Source organism: Pseudomonas fragi (assembly GCF_900105835.1).
Taxonomy (GTDB): Bacteria; Pseudomonadota; Gammaproteobacteria; order Pseudomonadales; family Pseudomonadaceae; genus Aquipseudomonas; species Aquipseudomonas fragi.
The window spans coordinates 723,982-744,846 of sequence record NZ_LT629783.1; the positions used below are offsets into that span (position 1 = coordinate 723,982).

The following is a 20,865-nucleotide window of genomic DNA, read 5'->3' on the forward strand; positions in this document are numbered from 1 at the left end:
AGAATTTGTGACCATGCGCACACCGGTCAAACGCTGACTTTCACTGTGGGAGCGGGCTTGCTCGCGATACAGGCGGCGTGGTCTATCGATAAAACCGCGTCGATCCAATCGCGGGCAAGCCCGCTCCCACACTGCAGCAATTCGACAAAGCCATCGGGGTACACCCGACGGCTGCCGAAGAATTTGTGACCATGCGCACACCGGTCAAACGCTGACTTTCACTGTGGGAGCGGGCTTGCTCGCGATGCAGGCGGCGCGGTCTATCGGTTAAACCGCGTCGATCCAATCGCGGGCGAGCCCGCTCCTACAGTTAACGATTACCTGAAATCCGCATACGGGATCAAAGGCTGCACCGGCATCGGCAAGTTGCCTTGCCACACGTCGAAAGTGTAACGCAGATACAGCATGGCCCTGCTTGGCGCGTAGTCATCACTGTGTTGATAGAGCACTCCGCCGCCCAGTACCAGGTGATCCGACAGCCTGCGCTCTACCAGTCCCTGTACGCGATAACCGATGCCCGTGCTGCTGCCGCTGGAGGTCTGCCCCAGACCGTCGGACAACTGGTAGCCAGCATCATCGAGGCGTTGCAACAGTTTGCTGTTCAGCCCGTCCAGCGGGTAGAGGTCGTTGGCATCGGTTTTCGCATACGACCAACTGACCGAGCTTTCCAGTGCCACTGACCAGTTAGCGGTGCGGAAGGCGTAGTTGAGCGGTACACCAATCGAGTAGTACTTCTGCGGGCTGTAGTAACCACCCTGGCCCAAGGTGTATTCACTTGAGTCCTTGTCATACCCCCAGTACATCAGCGTCAGACCGGTGCGCAAACGTTCGTCGGCGCGCTCCACCAAGCGATAGTAGTAACCGGCCATGGCCGTACTCTTGTGGTTGTCTTCGACGTTCTTGCCGCACAACCAGTGCTGACCGAAACTGGCCCATACACCGTCCACGCCACCTTCGTCGTGGCTCAGGCTCAGGGTCACGCCGTTGGAGGTGACACCGCCCCAGGTGACGCCGGTATTGAGATCGGTGGCACCGGCATAGGACAGAATCGAATTGCTCAAAGGCCGACGTGAACCGGTCAGGGTCCAGCCCAGTGAGCCGATCTTGCTGCTGTAGGCTACGCCACCGAGCCAGTTGGGCACTTTGAAGTTGTCCGGGGTGCGGCCGATATCGACATTCCATACCTCGTTTTTCCAGCCCGCAGCCATCATCGTGCCGTTGACCGATTGCGAGCGGTCTTCACAGCCTGAAAAGTCCGGGCCATCGGTGCCCTTGCGTTTGACCGCTACTGCACAGGTACCGTAGTTCTCGCGCACCAGCCCGTCAGGATCCGCATCGAACTTGCCCGCATCCATATTCAGCTGTTCTGCACGCAGAAACCCGGTGCCATCGGCCACCGGCAAGTCCAGTTGCAGAATGGTGGTGCGGGTGTCGGTGTCCGACGTACCGGCCGAAGCGTTGTCCGAGCGCCAGCCATAGTCGGTATACAGATGCAGGGTCGGGGTTTGCCGCTGATAAAGCTCGTCCACGTCACTGCGCAGACTGCGGGCCAGCCACTGGTCATCGTCTTTTTCGCGACTGGCCAGGGTCATGGCACGGTTGTCCCGGGGGTTGGCCTGCCCGGGCTCGATCAGGCCGGCGGCAGCCATGCTTTTGGCGTAGTAATCCAGAGCTTGTTGCGGGTCCTTGGCGGCATTGAGCCGCGCGGCATCGCGGTACATCAGCGGGTCAACCTGGGGTGACTGCAGCAGCTGAGCGTAGATGGCCTGAGCTTTGTCGGGTTCGCCTACGCCAGCCCAGGCATTGGCCACGCGCCGTTGCTGGGACGGGGTCAACGGCGTGGCGGGGGCAGGGCTGAACTGCACCAACTGCTGGCGCGCTGCAGGCAACTGCTTGCTGGCAATCAGGGTTTCGATCTGCCCCAGTTGCGCCTCGGTATTGCCCGGGTCTTTTTTCAGCACCTGGCTGTACAGGCTTTGCGCCTGAACATAGTCACCGCGCTCCTGGGCCCAGCCGGCAATGGTCATCTGGTCGTCGGGGCTGTTGTCCTGCATCAGCAAGGCAATGGCCTGGGGTTCCTGGCCAGCGGCGCGCAGGCTTTCGGCACGGGCCACCAGAACGTTGCGCTGCAGGCGCGCGTCCAGTTCACGCATGGAGTCGGTCCATTGCGCCCGGGGCAGTTGCGCCATTACGTTAAGGGCGCTGGCATCGCGGTCGCTGGAAGACAGGTAAAGGGCGTAGGCATACACCGCTTCAGGGTTTTTCCCCTGGCGGGCCATCAGTTGCTTGAAGCTGTCGTCGGCAGCTGCGGGCTGGTTGATCTGGCGCTGGGCGTTGGCCAGGCGGTAGGTCACCCAGGGCTCGTCGGGGCTCAGGTTGCGAATCTTGCCAAGCAAGGCCACTACTTGCGGCCAGTCCTTGCGCTCGGTGGCGGCGTCGGCTTGCTTGTTCAGGTCGTCCAGTTCCATGCTCTGGCGCAGCCCGGCGAATTCCTTCTGGCTGGAGGCGGGCAGGCTGGCGAGAAATGCCTTGGCCTTCTGCGGGTCTTGCGCGCTATACAAGCGCACCAGGCCACGCACGGCACTGCCATTGTTCGGCTCCAGGCGCCGGGCCTGCAACAGCAGGGCTTCGGCCTGGATATCGTCGTGTTCGGCGCGAGCGACACCGGCCAGGCCGATCAGCGGGTCGGCATCGCCAGGCTTGGCCTTGCGGGCCTGGGCAAATGCGTTGCGCGCCGCCGTCAGGTTGTTCTGCTCCAGGGCCTTGTCACCCTGGCTGAGCAGCATGCGGTAGCGGCTAGCGTCCATCAGGTCTTGCCACTTGCTGATATTGGAGGTGTCCTGCTCCTTGGCGCGTGCCGTGGTGAAGTTGGCGTTGGCTTCGGCATAGCGGCTCTGGCGGAACTGGGCCATGCCCAGGGCACCGTAGAGGGTCGGGTCGTCGGGGTATTGCTTGAGGGCGCGGCGCAACTGCACCTCGGCTGCGGCCGGGTTGCGCGACTGATCGATCATCTGTTTGCCCTGGGCCCCGGCGGTCCACGCCGGGTCATTGAGCAACTGCTCCTGCTTTTTCAGGTTCTGATTGGCCTGGGCGATCAGTGGCGAGTTCGGGTAGCGGTCGATAAAACCCTTCCAGGCCTGCGCCGAGCTGCGGTCCACCGGCAGGGTGCTGAGGTAGGTGAACTCACGCTCGGCTGCCTGGTTGCTGGCGACCGGGTCTTTGGCCAGTTGCTGCAGGACGACCAGGGCTTCTGGCGCCCGGTCTTCGCGAAACAGCAGGTCGGCCAGGGTTTGACGCAGGCCGGGATTGCCCGGGTACTGCTTGTCGAGGGTACGCAATTGCTCGATAACCTGCGGCCGTTGGCCCTGGATATTGCTGCGAATACGCAGGTATTCCAGTGCCGTGGCGAAATCCGGCGGGGCATTGCCAAACAGGCGCTCGAAGATCGCGGCGGCTTCTTCAGGGCGGCCGGCAGCGGCAAACAGGCGCGCCTGTTGCAGGTCTTTCTGGCTTTGCGGGTCCTGCAGCTTCATCAGGCTCTGGGCCTGACGCAATGCCGCCGACTCCGGGGCGACACTTTGCAGCTGGGCCAGGCGCTGCTTGGCCAGCTCGGGATTTTTCTCCAGCAAGGCCTGGCGTATGGACGCCACCAGCGCTTGCGGGTTGTTGGGTGAGATCAATTGCAGGCGTGCCAGCGAGTCACGTACCAGATCTTCGCGGTACATGGCTTCGCCGATGCGCACCTGCTCCAGTAGCCATTGTTGCTGTTCCTGCACCGTGGTCGGTTGTGCAATGGCTGCAGTGGACAATCCACCGAGCAGGAACGCCCAAGTTGTTATTTTTGGCATGTTTTGATCCACGAAGGTAGAAGCTGTCCATCCTTGTCAAAGCGATAGCGTTGTTCATCCCAGCCCTGGCCAAACAGCAGCAGCGACTGGTTGTAATAAGCATCGGCCGCAGGCGGCTGTTGCTCAATCCTGGCTTTTTGTGTGGCCAGGGCGGGAGACTCCAGGCTGGCCAGCAGTGGCAGCATGGCGGCAGAGAACCCTACCGGCCCCGTGCCGGTGTATTTGCCGGTGACGGCATTGACGCTTTCCGGCACATACCCCAGGGTCTGGGTGAGGCTGGCCATCGGTGCAAAGTGCTGTTGCAGGGTCTGGCGATTAGCCGCGTCCTGGGCCAGCATGCCAACCCACAGGTAGACACGAATGGCATCGTAGTCGCCCAGCGAACCTTCCTTGCTGTCCGCAGCCCAACCGCCAGCGGCTTTCCACACCAGCCAGTCCGGGGCAAAGCCCTTGGGTGAGGTCTCGATCAACATGCGTTGCTGGTTGCTCGCCAGTTCGGCCCAGATCGGTGAGATCCGGGCAAAGCGGGCCAGCAGTTGCGGTGGCAAATAACTGGGGTTCAGGCGCCAGCCCTTGGTGTTGTCAAAGCCAACATCGCCGGGCAACAGCATCAGGCCCAGCCCGGGCAGTTTGCGCAGGCTTTGTGCCGCGCTGCGCCAGAGCATGTTCTGCCCCAGTGCCACATATTCGGGCCACTGCCACAGCCGCCCGGCTTCGAGCAGGCTATAGGCGATCCACAGGTCGGCATCGCTGGCATTGTTGCTGTCCAGGATCTGCCACTTGCCGTTTTTCGCCAGGCCCCATTGCCAGGCCGGCAGGTGTGCCTCCAGGCTGCCACCGGCAAGGTTGTTGCGGGTCCATTCGAGAATGCGGGCAAAGCTTTTTTTGTCATTGCCCAGCAAGGCAAAAAACAACCCGTAACTCTGACCTTCCGAGGTGGTGATCATTTGCGCCGACGAGCCATCGATAATGCGCCCGTCGCTGCTCATCATGGCTTTCTTGTAGCTGTCCCAGGCGGGCCAGTTACAGGATTGTGCACTCGCACCCTGGGGCAAAAGCCCCAGGGTGGAGGTGATGGCGAGTACCGCCAGCCGCTTCATGGCCTTAGTCATGCTTGTTCAGACGACGGTTGGCTGCCCAGCTCAGGGCACGCCACAGCAGGAAGGCGCTGAGCAGAACGCTGATCACGGCCAGTACGGTGAGCAGTACCGGGTGCTCGGACAGTTGGTACCACAGCAGCAGGTACCACGGCAGGTTACCGACAAAGTACTGATCACCGACCAGTTGGCTGTACACACCGCTGCTGCGGATCAGGGCCGCCGAGCCCGCCACGGCATCCAGCTTGCCGCTGTCGGACAGGACTTCGCGCAGCAGGTTGTAGTCCGCATCATCATTGGCCAGCAGTGCCACGACACTGCGCTGGTTATGGGTGGGCGACTGCATGCCCAAGATAGCGGCAATCGGCGCCTGGGCGGTGACTTCCACTTTGTTGGCAGGCACGTTGCGCGCGTCGGTTGACGGCGTGCGACGGTTGTTGGCGTCAATCCCGCTGGTGCCATGAGGTTGAACCAGCATGTCGCGCTGACGTTGCAGCAGCACGCTCAAGTCCGGGTTGTCACGCAGGTCAGGCGCCATTTGTCCCAGTACCAGCAGGTCGGCATCGGCCTTGGAGGCTGCTTGCCAGTCATCGGTCAGGCGCAGGCCGAAAGCCGGGTAGCCGGAGCGTGCAGAAATGCTGGCCACGGTTTCCAGCAGGGTGCTGATTTGCGTCGGCGTGGTGTCTTTGGGGACGACCACGATGGATTCAGACATGTCGGCCATGCGGCTGAACGGGAAACCACTGCGGGCAAAGGCCTTGAGGTCGGGCATGCTGATGTAGTGGTAGTAGCCGGACATATCGATGGTGGAGTCTTCATCGATAATTGCCTGGGTATTGGCCGGCAGGATGGTCTGGCAGCGATCTTTCTGCGAACTGCCCATGGTGCTGGCAAAGTTGAAGTCAAAGCGCAGGCGGTTACGGTCGCCAATTTTCAGCGAAGGCACGATCAGCTTGTCGTTGACGTTGGCCGAGTCATTGGACAGGACCGCCAGGCGCAGTTCTTCCAGGTTGCTGGTGTCTTTGCGCAGCAACGGCAGGCTGGTGAGGAACTGGTCGTTGAGGCTGATATTCAGGCGCGAATCATCATTGGCCGACGGTGCGGTGTAGCGGTACTGGGTGCGCAGCGGGATGCCCTGGTTGCGCCAGACAAACAGGTCAGGCGGCAGGTTGACGTCCAGGGTGATGGCGCGTGGCACCAGCCCGCTGACTTGCAGTTGTTGCGGGTAACTGACCAGTTCGGCAAAACGAACCGGGCGGTCGGTACGCATCCAGGCCGGTGCATCGTAGGGTTTGCGTGGCTGCAGCTCCTGGACCTTGTCGATGGTCACGCGCGAACCGCGCAGCAGGTTGCCGCCCAGGGCCAGGGCCTTGGCGGCCGTGGCCAGGTCTTCTTCGTTGCGGCCCATGACCAGCAGGATTTTGCTGTAAGGCGCATCCGGGTGGTTGATCATCTCCACTACCGGCGCAGTCACGGCCGGGAATTTCTCCAGATCGCTCATGAACGCAGGGCGGTGATCGTTGGTGGCAAATACTACAGTGGGCTGGACGGCGTCCTTGTCCTGCACGTTGGGCAGGGTATCGAACACTACCGGGAAATTGGCCCCGCGCCAGTTGGACTGGCTACCGAAGTAGGAGGCCAGGATCGCAGCGGCTTTCTGCTCGCCCAGGGTCGGGTTGGCAGCGAAGACAAACGGCAGTTCCAGCTTGCCGCTGTTACGCGGGTCGAAAAACGGCAGCGGGAAAAACGCCAGGTCGTTTTGCAGGCTCAGCGCCTGCTCTTGCAGGGTGATGCTGCTGCCACGGCTGATATTGACCCACAGGGTGCTGTTGGCCGGGTCTTCGCAGAATTCGGTGTAATGGCCGACAAACTCCAGGCGCACGCGGTTGAAGTCCGAAATCAGTCGCGGATCAAGGGCCATCTTTTGCGTGGTTTTACGCCCCAGCTGGTCCTTCTCGATCGGCAGCACGCCCATCAGCACATCGTTAAGGTAGACCCGGATATGGGAAACCGTCGGGATCAGCGAAGGCGAAGGCGTGTATTCCAGCTGCAGGCTGGCGTCGCTGGCAATGCGGTCGCGACGCATGCCGAATTCCACCTGGTCGGCGCTGTTGATACCCAGCAGCAATGAATCGCCGGGGCGCCCCAGTTGCTCAAAGGTATAGGTCACCGGCCAGCTTGGCAGCACCTGATCGGTTTGGGCGAACGCAGGCTTGGGTAGCGTTTCGGCCACCGGCGAACTCCCTGGTAAAGGCAGGGTGGCCGACATCAGCTGTGAGGCAAAGGTCATCAGCGCAAGGCTGGCGAATATAGTTTTTTTGGTTATACGACTCATGATCTGCTCACTGGCCGGGAAGTAAGAGGGGTGGAGGTGGGCATGCGCGGCAGGAAGCTGCCCAGCCACTGAAAGATGTGCAAAAAGGGTTTTGCCAATACGCGGATCCACGCCGGCAGGTATTCATACAAGCGGTAATAGCCCTTGATGCCCAGGGCCAGGATTTCCTTGAGGCTCTGGATCGGCTTGTCGGCTTCAAATCCGCTGTTGTGATCAAGCCATGCATCGGCGCGGCCAAAGGTGCATTGCACAAAGGCAATCTTTTCTTCAGCCGGCAACTGGGCAAAGCTCAAGCCGATAAAGCGCTCGTTGGCCCGGGTCAGGGTGCCGGTGAACACAAACTCGCGATTGCCGCGTTGCAGAATCAGCGACACCGGGCTGCCGACCGGCAGTTGCAGGGCCTGGCTCAATTGCAGGCCGACGCCGCCGTCGGAGTAGTCCACCAGTTCACAGGGGTAGCTGTGCCCGTCAGCCAGTTTCACCGCCCCCGGCAAGCGCGCGAGTACGCGGTGGGTGTTGCGTACCTGGCGCACCTCGGCGGCCACCGCCACCGCGGCACCGATGATCAGCAGGTTGTAGATGACCCACAGCACGCTGACGATCACGGTGAAGATTTCATCCCGGGGGCCATAGAACAGGCGCCAGACGGCAAAGCCCAGGCCGAGCACGTTCAGCACTGACAAAATCAGGTACGGCTTGGCGGTCTGCCAGTCGAACTGGTTTTCTTCCATCATGCCGCCCTTGGCGGTGACGTTGAACTTGCCCCGTGACGGGCTGAACAAGGCCACCGTGGTGGGCCGGGCGATATACCAGGCCAGTACGGTTTCATACACTTCGCCCCAGAAGGTCTGGCGATAGGCGCCTTGCATCCGCGAGTTGGTCAGGCTGGCGTGGATCATGTGCGGCAACACGTAGAGCAGGATCATCACGGCCGGGGCGTAGATGATATAGGCGTGAAAGAACAGAAAGGCCAGGGGCGCGGTGAGGAACACCAGCCGCGGCAGCCCCACCAGAAAGTGCATCATGGCGTTGGTGTAGCAGATACGCTGGAAGATCGTCAGGCCCTTGCCCAGCAGCGGGTTGTCGGTGCGGAAAATCTGCACCATGCCCCGCGCCCAGCGGATGCGCTGGCCGATATGCGCCGACAGGCTCTCGGTCGCCAGCCCTGCTGCCTGCGGAATGCGCAGATAGGCCGAAGTCCAGCCATTCCGGTGCAGGCGCAGGGCGGTGTGGGCATCTTCGGTCACGGTTTCCACCGCAAAACCGCCAATCGAGTCAATCGCGGTACGCCGCAAAATGGCGCAAGAGCCGCAGAAGAACGCTGCGTTCCACATGTCGTTGCCGTCCTGGATCAGGCCGTAGAACAGCTCGCCTTCATTGGGACGGTTACGGAAAGTGCCCAGGTTACGCTCGAAAGGGTCCGGCGAAAGGAAGTGGTGCGGGGTTTGCACCAGCGCCAGTTTCGGGTCACGCAGAAACCAGCCCACGGTCAGTTGCAGGAAGGAGCGGGCGGGCATGTGGTCGCAGTCAAAAATCGCCACCAGATCGCCGTCGAGCAATTTCAGCGCATGGTTGAGGTTACCTGCCTTGGCGTGACGGTTGTCGGTGCGGGCGATGTAGTTGATGCCCACTTCCTCGGCAAACGTCTTGAAGCTTGGACGGTTGCCGTCATCGAGCAAATGGATGCGCAGCTTGTCTTTAGGCCAGTCGATGCCCAGCGCCGCATACACCGTGCCACGGGTTACGGACAACTCTTCGTTGTAGGTGGGAATCAGCAGGTCGACCACCGGCCACTGGCTGGTGTCTGCCGGCAGTTGGGCCGGTTTGCGATTGAGCGGCCATGAGGTTTGCACATACCCCAGCAGCAGGATCAGCCAGGTGTAGGTTTCAGCCACCAACAAGGTCAGGCCGCAAACCAGGTCGAACGTGTCGTTCCAGTTCAGGGTCGAGGTGTAGCGCCACCACAGATAACGGCACGACACGATGACCGACAACACGATCAGCAACAGGGTCGGGAAGCGCCCCGGCATGCGCCGCACCAGCATCGCCAGCATCCACAGCAACACCACAAACACCAGTTGCGCGAGGAAACCGAAGGGTTCGGTAATGCACAGCACAATCAGCGCCAGGGCCAGCACGCCCATGGCGATATACAGGCCCTTGCGCAGCGGCCAGTGAATGTTGTCCCACCAGTGCGAGCCTTTGGTCACTTGCGGGCTGAGGGTGGTGGGCAAATGGGCAAAGGCATTGGACAGCAGGTTCCACGGCCGTTGCACGATCATCAGCAAGGCCGAGAAGAAGCTGGCTGTACGCTGGCGAAAGCGTTGGCGGCCGATCTGGTTCTGGTTGGGCGTGCGCACCAGCAGCAGCCACAGGGTTTGCACCGTGTAGCGCAGCGGGTCACCAATGGTCGAGGGCTTGTCGGCCAGGTGCGGATACAGGCGCCGATGCTGTGCCCGCAAGGCTTGCCAGCGGGGCGATTCCAGGCGCAAAAACATCCAGCCCAGCGCTTGAATCAAGGCCAGGGTGAAGGCGGTAAAACGGGTGCAGTTCTGCTCACGGCGCAAGCGTGTATAGGGGAACCAGTGCCTGATCATTCGAGCCTCCTGCCGCGCAGCAGGCACCAACTGGCCAGGCTGATGATATCCAGGGCTATCAGGCTGGCGGGCGCATAACGCCCGGCAGGCTCGCTTCTGGCCAGGGCTTCGCCCATCGCTTCATCGGCATGCAGGTTGACGGGTACCAGGGCGTGGGCGTAACGCTGTTGCCAGATCAGCAGCAGATCGCGTTGCAACTGGCTGGCGGCATCGAAGCGATTGACCAGAAACAGCGGGGTCTGCGCCAGTTGCGGTTGCAACAGCACATGGCAGGCCGCGTCCGCGTTGATTACCATCATCGCGAGGCTGCAGTGCGGGTTGCTCATATGGCCAGGCAAGCGTTGTGGCAAGTCGAAGATAATCCAGTCGAAGCCGTTCGCCAGCGCAGCCTTGCGCTGGGTCCAGAGTTTGGGCTGCTCGATCAGCAGGGCATCGAGGGCAAACACTTCGCTGGGCTTCAATTGCCCATAGGGCAGCACGCACAGGCCTGGTTCCACCACCCAGGCATGTTCGTGCCAGGATTGCTGGTCCAGGGTCGCTCGTGCCCAGCCTTCGCGGGGGGCAAGGTCCATATTGAAGTGCAGGCCCAGGGAGTTCTCCGGGCACATATCCACCAGCAGCACTTTCTGCCCCAGCGCATGCAGCGCATGGCCCAGGGCCGCCACCGTGGAGCTGGTGCCCACGCCACCTCGAACACCACGCAAACTCATGGCGATCATGGGGTTTGCTCCGGGTCTTTGGCCAGATCCAGGGGCTGCTTGTACTGCGCCTCAAGATAAGCCAGCAACGGCCAGCGCTCGAAGGCCTGCAACAGCTCCATATGTGCCGACACATCGACATATTCCAGAGCGTGCAGCTCCATCATGGATTTAAGCCGGGCAATATCATCGGCCCGCTCTTTGCGCGAAAGGATATCGGCGCTTATTTGAACCGCTGTGGGTAAGGCAGCCATCCGCCGTTCTCCTTGATTCGCACATAGGGTTTGCCGTTGTAATCGAGTACCACGGTCCCTGAGTTTTCCGAGACTTTCGGGGTTTTGGGCAGATCGGTCAGCAGTTTCGACCAGTCCACGGTCTGCCCATTGCTCAGCGCCGGGTCGGCATACAGGCGGGCAATGATCTCTGCCACGGCCAGGTAGCTGCTTGGCTCGCTGACATGAATCGGCTGGGTTTGCGCGTTGTCGCCCATATTGATCAGCTTGATGCCCACCGGTACATGGGTGATGGAGTCACTGGGGATTTCGCGCATGCCGGCGATCTGCATGCGGTCACCGTGCAGCGCTGCGCCGTGTTCGGGCACGATGGCAACCACCACGCGACGGCCGCTTTTTTCCAGCTCTTTAAGGAAGGCATTAAGGTCGTCGAGCAGGACCTGTGCCCGGCTGCGGTAGTCCGCCGCCTGGGTGCCGCCGTCGGACTGCACCTGGCGGTTGCCGTCGTGCAGGCTGGTGGTGTTGTAGAACAACGCCATATTGGGTGTGTCTTCAGCCATGCGGTGTTGCCACCACTTGCTCAATACATCCCGGTCGCGCCAGATCGGTGAACCGTCAAAACCGACATAGGTGCGTGGCAGCCCGGCGGGCACCACTCCCAGGGCAGGGGGCGGCAACTGGCCCTGTTCGCGCACTTCCTGCAGGAAGCCGTCGAATTCGCCGGTGTGGTTGAGCATCAGTTCATTGGCAAAGCCCAGCTTGCGCAAGTCATCGAACAACAGGCACTGGTCGGCCGGTTGCTTGTACAGCTGCGTATGGGACGTCTGGCCGCAACTGGCGCGCAGCAAACGAATCGCTGCCGGGCCGCTGTAGGCCGTGGCCGAGTTGAAGTTGTCGAAGATCACATCCATCTGGCTGAACAATGGATTGTCACGCAGGCCCACGGCATCCAGGTCATCCCAGGCCATCGAGCAGATATTGATTACCAGCAGATCGAACGGCGGCGGCTTGACGGCCGGCTCCTTGAACTCGACCTTGCGCGTGGATTCGTTGAGATAGAACTTCTCCAGGTAGCCATTGAGCGTTGCATCGTCCGGCTCGCCCACGCTGGTAGCTGGCCCGCCCGTGGCAGTCTGCGTGCCGGCCATTTGCGGTTGCACGGAAGGTGGCAACAGCCATTGCAGATTGCCCATGCCCAGCCAGGCAAAACCCAGCAGGGTGAGGGTGGTCAGGCGCAGCCACTGGTTAAGGAACAGATAGGCGACAAACAACAGCAGCAACAGGGCGCACACTTGCCAGTCGATAAACCGCCCCAGCAGCTCGACGATATAGTCGAACGAAAAGTTCAGCACACCCGGTTGTGCCAGCAGGCGGCTGAAGGGCGGGAACCAGGTGTCCTGATACAGCAGGGCCACGGCCACCGGGATGGCAATCAAGGTGCGCAGGCGGCGCAGCGCCGGGCTGGCGATCGGGATCAGCAACACGGCAGCAAAGATCAGGTTGGGCAAAATCTGGATATTCAGATGGCCCGTCCAGGCCAGCAGGAACTTGGCCAGGAAATACAGGTTCCAGGCGCCCAGGCCGCTCCAGGATCCGGCAACTTTTTGCGCCGGTGCGTCGGACTTAAACAGACTCATCAGGCGTTCTCTGAGCAGGGCTGGCTGGCATGCGACGGCGAACGCCACACGATTTCAAATAGCGGGGTGACAGGTACTGCTCGAAATGATTTTTCAAGTACAGGCGCATGCGCTGCCAGAACAGCGTCAGCAGCACGGTCACCACACAGGTCAATGCAATGACATCGAGTAGCTCAAGGAACGTCATGACTGTGGCTCACTGATAGGCAGGATGAATCTTTGCGGGTTTAACGGCGCACGTTCGCCCGTAGCCGATACCGCCTGCGTGGCATGGGTCTCGACGGGGATATGCAGGTGTGCAGGCACGGCGCCTGCTTTCATAAAGGCCTCGGCCGGCAGATCGGACAAGCCGCTGAGCATGCGCCGCTGGCTGAACATGTCGCGCCAGGGCAGGCGGCACACATTGCCCAGCGCCGGTTCCAGGCCGTCAGCGCGGCAGGCAAACAGAAACAGATACAGCTCACCGTCCAGCAGGCAGGCAAAATCGCCGAAGCGGCGCAGGCACATCTGATTGAGGAACAGTTCTTCGCTGATGCCAGGCATCGGTTCGAACTTCATTAACTGGTGGGTCACTTCGCCCGAGCTGTCCCGGTAGATCTGCGCCACCGCTTCGAAGAACTCACGGGGGCTTACCAGCCCGCGAATTTGCGGTGGCCGCTGGCGTTCAAGGAGTGTCTTGAAATCAATGTTCTGGGTGTACTGCCAGCGCTGGCCCTGGATGCTTTCGATCATGCTCAGGAAGCGTGAGAGCAGGGTGCCGTCGGGCACGATCAGGTTGGCCCCGCACGCCAGCAGCAGGCGTTCATCGCGGTAACGCACCGAGGGCTCCATTTCACGCATCACGATCTTCAATTGCGGGCCGCAATGCTCGCGCAAATCGTGCAACTGCTGGGCAAGCTCAAGTAACTGGTAGCTGTTGTCGATGCCCACAATCACGGTCGCGGCGCTGGCGGACTGAGCCGCTTCGAGCAATGCATCACGGTTTTCGAACAGGTACCAATGCTTGGACATTGACGGCGCGCCTTCCAGCACGGCGCGTTCGGCCAGGTAGACGTGCTGATCGTCGGCCACCCGCGGTTGGGTGTCGACCTCGGATTGCGGGATCAGGCGCAAGGTGGCGCCCTGGTCCGACAGCTTGAATTCCTGGCCGGCAGAAACCCCCAGGTCACTGTGCCAAAAGTGCAACTGATAGCGCAGGTCACCGTTATAGCGATACAAGCGGCTTAAGCCGCTGAGCGTCTGATTGATTTGCAACAACTGCGCGTGCAACAGCGCCGCTTCGTCGTGGATGATCACCAGCAAGGTTGCATTGCGCTCCTGCAACCAGGCGCGCATGCGCTCGACCCAGCGTTGCAGTTGCGCGGCCGTGGTGGTTTCGGCCCAGCTGCTTGCAGGCAGGAACAACAGGATCTGGCTGGAGGGGGCGACGCCGGCACGGGCAAAGTCGCGGGTCAAGGTGGCCAACCCGGGCTCGATGACGCGTGGCGCGATCTCGAACAACTTGAGTTTTTCCGGCCCGCGATCCGGAGCCATCTCGCTGACCAGATCTTGCACGCAACCGCTGCTGGCAATCAGCGTGGCCGGCACGCTGGCGGGTATGGATTCAAGAAATTGCCGGGCAAGCAGTTTTGCATCAGCACAGTGGTCGACCGTGACCCAATACAAGCCGCCTGCGCGCAACACGATGTGTTGATCCGGCAATCCGCCTATGGCCAAACTGATATGAACCAAGCGTAACGTCCCCCCCTGGGTAAAGCTTGTCGTAAGGCGTTTGGGTGCTGTCATGAATAAACAATCACTCTTTGCCGCCCTCAGGTTTAACCTTTTAGGGCGCCAATAGAATGACTGTCAACATCTAACCCTTCACGTCCCGGCTGTTTATTCTTGTACTGTGCGGTCTGCATCATCTAGAACAAGCGTAGTACTACACTAGAATGCATGTAAGAAAGTGCGCAGCTTATCACCGGAAAATTGCCAAACACATGGCATTCAGCGAATAAATGTCAAAAAAATAGCACCAGCTCGATACTAGTCATTAAATTGGCACGCAGGCGGGAGAGGGCGACGCAAAAGGGCCGGGCACTTGGCCCCAGGTGTCGGACCTGTAAAACCCATGAGAAAACCGCCGGCAGGAGCAGGAAAGTACACGCCTGGCTTTCTGATAAACCCATTGCGTGCTATTGCTTACGGGTGTTCATAGTGAACTGAGCAGTTTTGATCAGGTTCGCCCTCAGAACCTGACCCCGCCACTGAACTATCCATGAGGTGCAGATATGCCAGTCAAGCACGACTTGTTACAGGACTTGGGGCTCACTAAAGAGGCCGTCAGCAAGTTTCGCAGCGAAAACCCGCATCTGAATCAGTTGTTTGTCCAGTACGGCGAAAAAGATGCCGAAGTCGTTGAAGCAGAAGCCAACGATGCCATCGGCGTACCGGATGATGCATTGCGCGCGCTCAAGGAGCAGCGGTTGCAGATCAAGGATAAGATTGCGCAAATCTTGAGCGCCTAAGTCACCGCAAGCTGCAGGAAGTCGATATGTCCCAAATCATCAAAATTGTTGCCACATTGCGTGCCAAGCCAGGCCAGGGCAAAACCGTCGAGCAGGCCCTGCGCGCCTGTGTCGAAGGTTCGCGAGCCGAGCCGGGCTGCCGCTTCTATGACTTGCACGTGGATCGTACCGACCCCGAGCGCTTTGTGTTTATTGAAGGTTGGGCCGACATGGAGGCCATTGAACATCACAAAACCACCCCGCACTACCAGGCAATGGCCCAGGCCGTGGGTGATCTTCTGGCGCATCGCGAAGTGTTGCTGCTGGACGAAGTGAGCGTTTAAGCCACGGTTCCCAAGTGCAACAGCCTGCGGCGGCCCTGAACGGGCCGCCGTTTTTTATGGGCGGGTTTAAAAGTGGCTGGCGTCCAGTTCGAACAGTGATTCGCTGCCAGCCCGTATCCCTTGCTCCAGGCTCAAGGTGCGGGGCAACAGGCGACTGAAGTAGAACTGTGCGGTGGCCAGCTTGGCGCCATAAAATCCGGGGTCGGTGCTGTGCGAGCGCTGCGCCACATCGGCCATGCGTGCCCATAGCCAGGCATATGCCACATAACCGAACAGGTGCAGGTACTCGACGCAGGCAGCACCCGTTTCGTTGGGGTTGGCCTTGGCCCGCACCTGCAACCAGTCGCTGACCTGTTCAAGACGCGCTACGGCGTCCAGCAGTTCGCTGGCGTAAGGTTTGCCGGGCTGGCTGGCGAACTCACGGATTTGCCCGGTAAACAGGCGCAGGCTCTCACCGCCATTGGCGATGACTTTTCGGCCCAGCAAATCCAGAGCCTGAATGCCGTTGGTGCCTTCATAGATCTGCGCAATGCGCACATCGCGCACCAGTTGTTCCTGGCCCCATTCGCGGATATAGCCGTGGCCACCGAACACCTGCTGGCCCAGCACACAACTGTCAAACCCGGTATCGGTAAAAAAGGCCTTGGCCACAGGGGTGAGCAAGGCCACCAGCGCCGCGGCGTGCTGTTGTTCCTGTGGCTCGGTCGAGAACTTGGCCAGATCCAGTTGCTGGCCCACATAACTGGCAAAGGCCCGGCCCCCTTCGGTCATGGCCTTGATGCTGAGCAACATGCGCCGTACATCGGCATGCACGATAATCGGGTCGGCGACTTTGTCAGTTGCCACCGCCCCGGTGGCGGCGCGACCTTGCAGGCGTTCGCGGGCGTAGCTGCGTGCATTCTGATAGGAGGCCTCGGCGCAGCCGATACCCTGGATACCGATCGACAGGCGTTCGTAATTCATCATGGTAAACATCGCGGCCAGGCCTTTATTGGCCTCACCAATCAGCCAGCCCCGGGCACCGTCAAAATTGATCACGCAGGTGGCCGAGGCCTTGATCCCCATCTTGTGCTCGATGGAGCCGCAGTTCACGGCATTGTTCTGGCCGAGCGAGCCATCGTCATTGACCAGCACCTTGGGCACCAGGAACAGTGAGATACCGCGTGGCCCGGGTGGCGCATCCGGCAGTTTGGCCAGCACCAGGTGGATGATGTTGGCGGTCAGGTCCTGATCACCTCCGGTGATGAAAATCTTGCTGCCAGTGATATTGAAACAGCCGTCCGCCTGCGGCTCGGCACGGGTACGGATAATTCCCAGGTCAGTGCCGGAATGCGCCTCGGTCAGGCACATGGAACCGGCCCAGCGGCCTTCATACAGGGGCGGCAGGTAGCGGCTTTTAAGCTCTTCGCTGGCATGGGCGTCGATGGCCAGGCAAGCACCGCTAGTTAGCGCTGAATACAGGGCAAAGCTTGAGTTGGCACCGTAGAGCATTTCTTCAAATTGCACAGCGAGCATTTTCGGCATGCCCATGCCGCCGAACTCGGGATTGCCCGACAGACCGACCCAGCCACCTTCGATATAGGTGTGGTAGGCCGCCTTGAAACCTTCGGGAGTGGTGACCTTGCCGGCATGCCACTGCGCGCCTTGCTCGTCGCCGCTGCGGTTGAGCGGGGCGATCAGTTGGCCGGTGACCTTGGCGGCTTCTTCGAGAATGGCGTCGGCGGTATCGGCATCCACATGATCGGCAAGTGCCGGCAGCCGGGCCCACAGTGCCGGGGCCTCGAAAACTTCGTGCAGGACAAAGCGCATATCGCGCAGGGGAGCGTTGAATTCAGGCATGAGAAACCTCGTTGTTACAGCGGCAGGCATCCTGTGGGAGCGAGCTTGCTCGCGATTTGGGCGCCGCGGTCTGTCTGGGTAACCGAGGCGATACCTTCGCGAGCAAGCTCGCTCCCACAGTGGGTCTATAGGGGGCAGTTACAGCGCTTTGGCCATATCTCGCAGCACGAACTTCTGGATCTTGCCCGTGGAGGTCTTGGGCAACAGGGTAAACACCACGGTGCGCGGCACTTTGAACCCGGCCAGGTGATCGCGGCAAAAAGCGATGATTTCGGCCTCGCGCACCTGCTGGTGGTCGGCCTTGAGGGTGATAAAGGCACAGGGGGTTTCGCCCCATTTTTCGCAGGGCCGCGCCACCACGGCCGCTTCCATCACGCCGGGGTGGCGATAGAGGACGCCCTCGACCTCAATGGTGGAAATGTTCTCGCCACCGGAAATGATGATGTCCTTGAGCCGGTCGCGAATTTCCACATAACCGTCCGGGTGGCATACGGCCAGGTCCCCGGTATGGAACCAGCCGCCTTCGAAGGCTTCGGCCGTGGCACTGGGGTTCTTCAGGTAACCCTTCATTACCGTGTTGCCGCGCATGAATATCTCGCCCATGGTTTCGCCGTCGCGCGGGGTGGGCTGCAGGGTTTTCGGGTCGGCCACCATCACGCCTTCCAGCGTCGGGTAGCGCACACCCTGGCGGGATTTGATCTGTGCGCGTTCGGCCAGAGGCTGCTCATCCCACTTGGCATGCCAGGCGCAGATGGTCACCGGGCCATAGACCTCGGTCAGGCCATACACATGGGTGACCTTGATACCCATTTCCTCTACCGCACCAATCACCTTGGCCGGCGGCGCCGCGCCTGCGACCATCGCATGCACCGGGTGGTCGATGGCGGCCTTGGCGGACTCGGGCATATTGACCAGGGCATTGAGCACAATCGGCGCACCGCACAGGTGGGTGACCTGGTGCTCGCGGATCAGTGTGAGGATTTTTTGCGGGTCAACCCGGCGCAGGAACACATGCACACCGGCCAGCGCCGTGATAATCCACGGGTAGCACCAGCCGTTGCAGTGGAACATCGGCAAGGTCCACAGATACACCGGGTGATTGCCGATGGCCCAGACCATCTGGTTGCCCAGGGAATTGAGGTAAGCACCGCGATGGTGATACACCACACCCTTGGGGTTGCCGGTGGTACCGGAGGTGTAGTTCAGGGCAATGGCCTGCCACTCATCTGCGGGCCATTGCCAGTCATAGTCGGGGTCGCCTTCACCCAGCAGCGCTTCATAGTCCAGCTGGCTCACCGGTAGGCCTTCACCGTACTCGGGGTCATCCACATCGATGATCAGCGGCGGGTGATCGAGCATGGCCACGGCGGCATGCACCACATCATGGAATTCACGGTCGGCAATCAGTACCTTAGCTTCGCCGTGGGCGAGCATAAAGGCGATGGCTTCGGCATCGAGGCGCACATTGAGGGCATTGAGCACCGCACCGATCATGGGTACGGCAAAGTGGGCTTCGAGCATGGCCGGGATATTAGGCAGCATCACCGCCACCGTGTCGCCCTGGCCAATCCCGCGTCCGGCCAGGGCACAGGCCAGGCGGCGGCAACGGCTGTAGGTCTGTGCCCAGGTGCGGCGAATGGAACCATGAATCACGGCAGGGTAATCAGGGTAGACGCTGGCCGTGCGCTCAATAAAGCTCAGCGGGGACAGGGCAATATGGTTTACGGCAGTCGGCTCAAGGCCGTGCTCAAAAATCGACATGAAGGTCATTCCGGTGGCTGATTGTTAGCTCTATGGCTGCCTGCTCTGCCGGTGGCGAGCGGGTCAGTTTTATGTCCGGTCTGACTTATAGCTCACTCAGTGTTTGATATGGAAGTAATACCTAAGCACTATAGTGCTTGTACTATATGAAAAAACCTTGCCCAAACGCCTGGATACCGAATGTCGCTTGCACTGCTCACGCATGACCCACAACCCACTGCAGTGCTCGACGCAGACGGCTCGCCGCGTATGGTAAACCCTGCGCTGAGCCGTTTACTGGGCGGCAAGGCGCTGGATCACGCCCGTGCGTTACTGCCCGGCAATTTGCCGGAGCTGGTGCGTGCCTGCCTCGGGCAGAACCGGGCAATCGAGCAGGTAGAGGCGCAATGCGGTCAGCAGGTGTGGCTCTGGACCCTGATCCCCGACCCCGACAGCCAATGCGTGGTGGCTCGCGGGCGTGAAGCGAGTGGCGAGCTGCTGGCCGGGCGTGAGGCGGCCAAGGCCCGGCGCCTGTACCGGTTGATTACCGAAAACACCACAGACCTGATTTCGCGCCATACCCCTGACGGGCGTTTTCTGGATGCCTCGCCCGCGTCCTGGACCTTGCTCGGTTACTGGCCCGAAACCCTGCGCGGGACCCTGGCCCAGCGCCTGTTCCACGGCCATGACATGAAGCTGGCGCTGCGTCAGGCCCGTGATGCCTTGCAACTGGACGGCTATCACACCATGACGTACCGCATTCGCCATCAGGCGGGGCACTACCTGTGGTTTGAAACAGCCAGCCGGGCAATACGCGAAACCTATACCGGGGCGGTGGTCGAGGTGATCAGCGTATCTCGGGATATCACCGCGCGTATCCAAGCTGAAGAGAACAAGCGGCGGCTGGCGGATGTGGTCGAGGCCAACCCGGATCCGGTGCTGTTTATCGACCCGGCTGGCGGGGTGTCGTATCTCAACCCGGCAGCACGCAGCCTGCTGGGCTTGCTGCCCGCACAGGGCATGCCGGCATTGGCCGATTTTTTCAGCGCGCAAGTCCTGGCCACCCTGGAGAGCAGTGGCTGGCGCAGTGCCGAGGAGCAAGGCCTGTGGAGTCTCGAAACCCGCTTGCTGCCCATGAATGGCGAGCCTTCGGTGCCGGTGTCGTTACTGCTGCTGGCCCATCGTTCGACTGCGGGAGAGCGGTTTTTCTCACTGATGGCCAGGGATATGCGCGAACGCGAATTACGCGAAGCCCAGCAGCGCCATCACCAGGATGAAATGGCCCATACAGCGCGGTTGGTGACCTTGGGTGAGCTGGCTTCCGGGATTGCCCACGAAATCAATCAGCCGTTGGCGGCCGTGGTCAATTACGCCAATGCCAGCCAACGTTACTTGCAAACCCTGGGCAGTAATCCTGCGGCGGTCGAGCGCGTAGCCCAAGGGCTGGAGCGGATCAATCTGCATGCCAATCACGCCTCGCAAGTGATCAAGCGCCTGCGCGGCTTTTTGCGCAAGGGACGGCGTAACCTGCAAGCGCTGGATATCAGTGAGGTGGCACGCCAGGCCGTCAGTCTGTGTGCCTGGGAGGCCGGGGAACGGCATGTCACCATTGAACTGCAATTACCCGGCTCCCTGCCACGGGTCTACGCCGACCGGGTGTTGCTGGAGCAGGTGCTGCTCAACTTGCTGCGTAATGCTATAGACGCCAATAACGAACAACTGCCGGGCCAGCCTTCACGGATCCTCCTGCAGGCTCAAGCCCTTGACGCCGTCACCCTGCAAATCAGCGTGCAGGATCAGGGCCCCGGGGTCAGCGCCGGGCAGCTTGAGCACTTGTTCACGCCGTTTTACACCAGCAAGGCCGATGGCCTCGGCCTGGGCTTGTCGATGAGCCGCAGCATCGTTGAAGGCTTTGGCGGTGAACTCAATGCCCGACCACAAGCCAGCGGCTTGCTGATGTGCTGCTGCCTGCCCGTGATGGCTTCACTCAACCCAACAAGAGAATAAC

The 20,865-nt window shown here is 60.8% G+C and carries 14 protein-coding genes; 3 read left to right on the forward strand and 11 right to left on the reverse strand.

What is annotated here, in order from left to right:
• Window positions 1-317: 317 nt before the first annotated feature.
• The 9 genes from bcsC to bcsE are packed head-to-tail and all read right to left on the reverse strand — an operon-like array spanning window position 318 to window position 14,176.
• A complete protein-coding gene (bcsC, locus tag BLU25_RS03225) occupies window positions 318-3,848 on the reverse strand; it encodes a cellulose synthase complex outer membrane protein BcsC (RefSeq protein WP_029611413.1) in 3,531 nt (1,176 codons plus the stop codon).
• Window positions 3,836-4,948, reverse strand: a complete 1,113-nt coding sequence (bcsZ, locus tag BLU25_RS03230; RefSeq protein ID WP_016780944.1) for a cellulose synthase complex periplasmic endoglucanase BcsZ — start codon at window positions 4,946-4,948, stop codon at window positions 3,836-3,838. Before bcsZ ends, bcsC begins: the two co-directional genes overlap by 13 nt.
• A gap of 4 nt (window positions 4,949-4,952) precedes the next feature.
• A complete protein-coding gene (gene bcsB / locus BLU25_RS03235; protein ID WP_016780945.1) occupies window positions 4,953-7,280 on the reverse strand; it encodes a cellulose biosynthesis cyclic di-GMP-binding regulatory protein BcsB in 2,328 nt (775 codons plus the stop codon).
• The gene (gene bcsA / locus BLU25_RS03240) at window positions 7,277-9,877 is read right to left on the reverse strand and encodes a UDP-forming cellulose synthase catalytic subunit (RefSeq protein ID WP_016780946.1); all 2,601 of its coding nucleotides are present in this window, start codon (window positions 9,875-9,877) and stop codon (window positions 7,277-7,279) included. Before bcsA ends, bcsB begins: the two co-directional genes overlap by 4 nt.
• Complete coding sequence (gene bcsQ / locus BLU25_RS03245; RefSeq protein ID WP_016780947.1) at window positions 9,874-10,596, reverse strand: cellulose biosynthesis protein BcsQ; 723 nt, start codon at window positions 10,594-10,596, stop codon at window positions 9,874-9,876. Before bcsQ ends, bcsA begins: the two co-directional genes overlap by 4 nt.
• Window positions 10,593-10,829 carry a cellulose biosynthesis protein BcsR gene (gene bcsR, locus BLU25_RS03250; protein WP_020467787.1) on the reverse strand — a complete coding sequence of 79 codons (237 nt, stop codon included), beginning with the start codon at window positions 10,827-10,829 and terminating at the stop codon, window positions 10,593-10,595. The genes bcsQ and bcsR overlap by 4 nt, the downstream gene beginning before the upstream one ends.
• Window positions 10,799-12,445 carry a cellulose biosynthesis protein BcsG gene (bcsG, locus tag BLU25_RS03255; RefSeq protein WP_016780949.1) on the reverse strand — a complete coding sequence of 549 codons (1,647 nt, stop codon included), beginning with the start codon at window positions 12,443-12,445 and terminating at the stop codon, window positions 10,799-10,801. The genes bcsR and bcsG overlap by 31 nt, the downstream gene beginning before the upstream one ends.
• Entirely contained in the window at window positions 12,432-12,632 is a 201-nt protein-coding gene (gene bcsF, locus BLU25_RS03260) for a cellulose biosynthesis protein BcsF (RefSeq protein ID WP_016780950.1), read from the reverse strand. Before bcsF ends, bcsG begins: the two co-directional genes overlap by 14 nt.
• A complete protein-coding gene (gene bcsE / locus BLU25_RS03265; RefSeq protein WP_029611414.1) occupies window positions 12,629-14,176 on the reverse strand; it encodes a cellulose biosynthesis protein BcsE in 1,548 nt (515 codons plus the stop codon). Before bcsE ends, bcsF begins: the two co-directional genes overlap by 4 nt.
• A 542-nt stretch (window positions 14,177-14,718) precedes the next feature.
• Here bcsE and BLU25_RS03270 point away from each other — a divergent pair.
• Both BLU25_RS03270 and BLU25_RS03275 read left to right on the forward strand, forming a co-directional pair.
• On the forward strand, window positions 14,719-14,955 hold the full coding sequence (locus BLU25_RS03270; RefSeq protein ID WP_016780952.1) for a YdcH family protein: 237 nt from the start codon (window positions 14,719-14,721) through the stop codon (window positions 14,953-14,955).
• Window positions 14,956-14,981: 26 nt separating this feature from the next.
• A complete protein-coding gene (locus tag BLU25_RS03275) occupies window positions 14,982-15,278 on the forward strand; it encodes a putative quinol monooxygenase (protein ID WP_083369520.1) in 297 nt (98 codons plus the stop codon).
• A gap of 66 nt (window positions 15,279-15,344) precedes the next feature.
• Here BLU25_RS03275 and BLU25_RS03280 read toward each other — a convergent pair whose 3' ends face one another.
• Both BLU25_RS03280 and BLU25_RS03285 read right to left on the reverse strand, forming a co-directional pair.
• Window positions 15,345-17,117 (reverse strand): acyl-CoA dehydrogenase C-terminal domain-containing protein, encoded by a 1,773-nt coding sequence (locus BLU25_RS03280; protein ID WP_016780954.1) that lies wholly within the window; start codon window positions 17,115-17,117, stop codon window positions 15,345-15,347.
• A gap of 138 nt (window positions 17,118-17,255) precedes the next feature.
• The gene (locus tag BLU25_RS03285) at window positions 17,256-18,878 is read right to left on the reverse strand and encodes an acyl-CoA synthetase (RefSeq protein WP_020467788.1); all 1,623 of its coding nucleotides are present in this window, start codon (window positions 18,876-18,878) and stop codon (window positions 17,256-17,258) included.
• Window positions 18,879-19,058: 180 nt separating this feature from the next.
• Between BLU25_RS03285 and BLU25_RS03290 the strand changes: the two genes are divergently transcribed.
• Window positions 19,059-20,864: a PAS domain-containing sensor histidine kinase gene (locus BLU25_RS03290; RefSeq protein WP_016780956.1), complete on the forward strand. Its 1,806-nt coding sequence runs from the start codon at window positions 19,059-19,061 to the stop codon at window positions 20,862-20,864.
• Window position 20,865 lies beyond the last annotated feature (1 nt).

Bases quoted from the DNA above. Each gene is read 5' to 3' on its own strand.
- bcsC (WP_029611413.1), bottom strand. From the start codon at position 3,848: ATGCCAAAAATAACAACTTGGGCGTTCCTGCTCGGTGGATTGTCCACT.
- bcsZ (WP_016780944.1), bottom strand. From the start codon at position 4,948: ATGAAGCGGCTGGCGGTACTCGCCATCACCTCCACCCTGGGGCTTTTG.
- bcsB (WP_016780945.1), bottom strand. From the start codon at position 7,280: ATGAGTCGTATAACCAAAAAAACTATATTCGCCAGCCTTGCGCTGATG.
- bcsA (WP_016780946.1), bottom strand. From the start codon at position 9,877: ATGATCAGGCACTGGTTCCCCTATACACGCTTGCGCCGTGAGCAGAAC.
- bcsQ (WP_016780947.1), bottom strand. From the start codon at position 10,596: ATGATCGCCATGAGTTTGCGTGGTGTTCGAGGTGGCGTGGGCACCAGC.
- bcsR (WP_020467787.1), bottom strand. From the start codon at position 10,829: ATGGCTGCCTTACCCACAGCGGTTCAAATAAGCGCCGATATCCTTTCG.
- bcsG (WP_016780949.1), bottom strand. From the start codon at position 12,445: ATGAGTCTGTTTAAGTCCGACGCACCGGCGCAAAAAGTTGCCGGATCC.
- bcsF (WP_016780950.1), bottom strand. From the start codon at position 12,632: ATGACGTTCCTTGAGCTACTCGATGTCATTGCATTGACCTGTGTGGTG.
- BLU25_RS03270 (WP_016780952.1), top strand. From the start codon at position 14,719: ATGCCAGTCAAGCACGACTTGTTACAGGACTTGGGGCTCACTAAAGAG.
- BLU25_RS03275 (WP_083369520.1), top strand. From the start codon at position 14,982: ATGTCCCAAATCATCAAAATTGTTGCCACATTGCGTGCCAAGCCAGGC.
- BLU25_RS03280 (WP_016780954.1), bottom strand. From the start codon at position 17,117: ATGCCTGAATTCAACGCTCCCCTGCGCGATATGCGCTTTGTCCTGCAC.
- BLU25_RS03285 (WP_020467788.1), bottom strand. From the start codon at position 18,878: ATGTCGATTTTTGAGCACGGCCTTGAGCCGACTGCCGTAAACCATATT.
- BLU25_RS03290 (WP_016780956.1), top strand. From the start codon at position 19,059: ATGTCGCTTGCACTGCTCACGCATGACCCACAACCCACTGCAGTGCTC.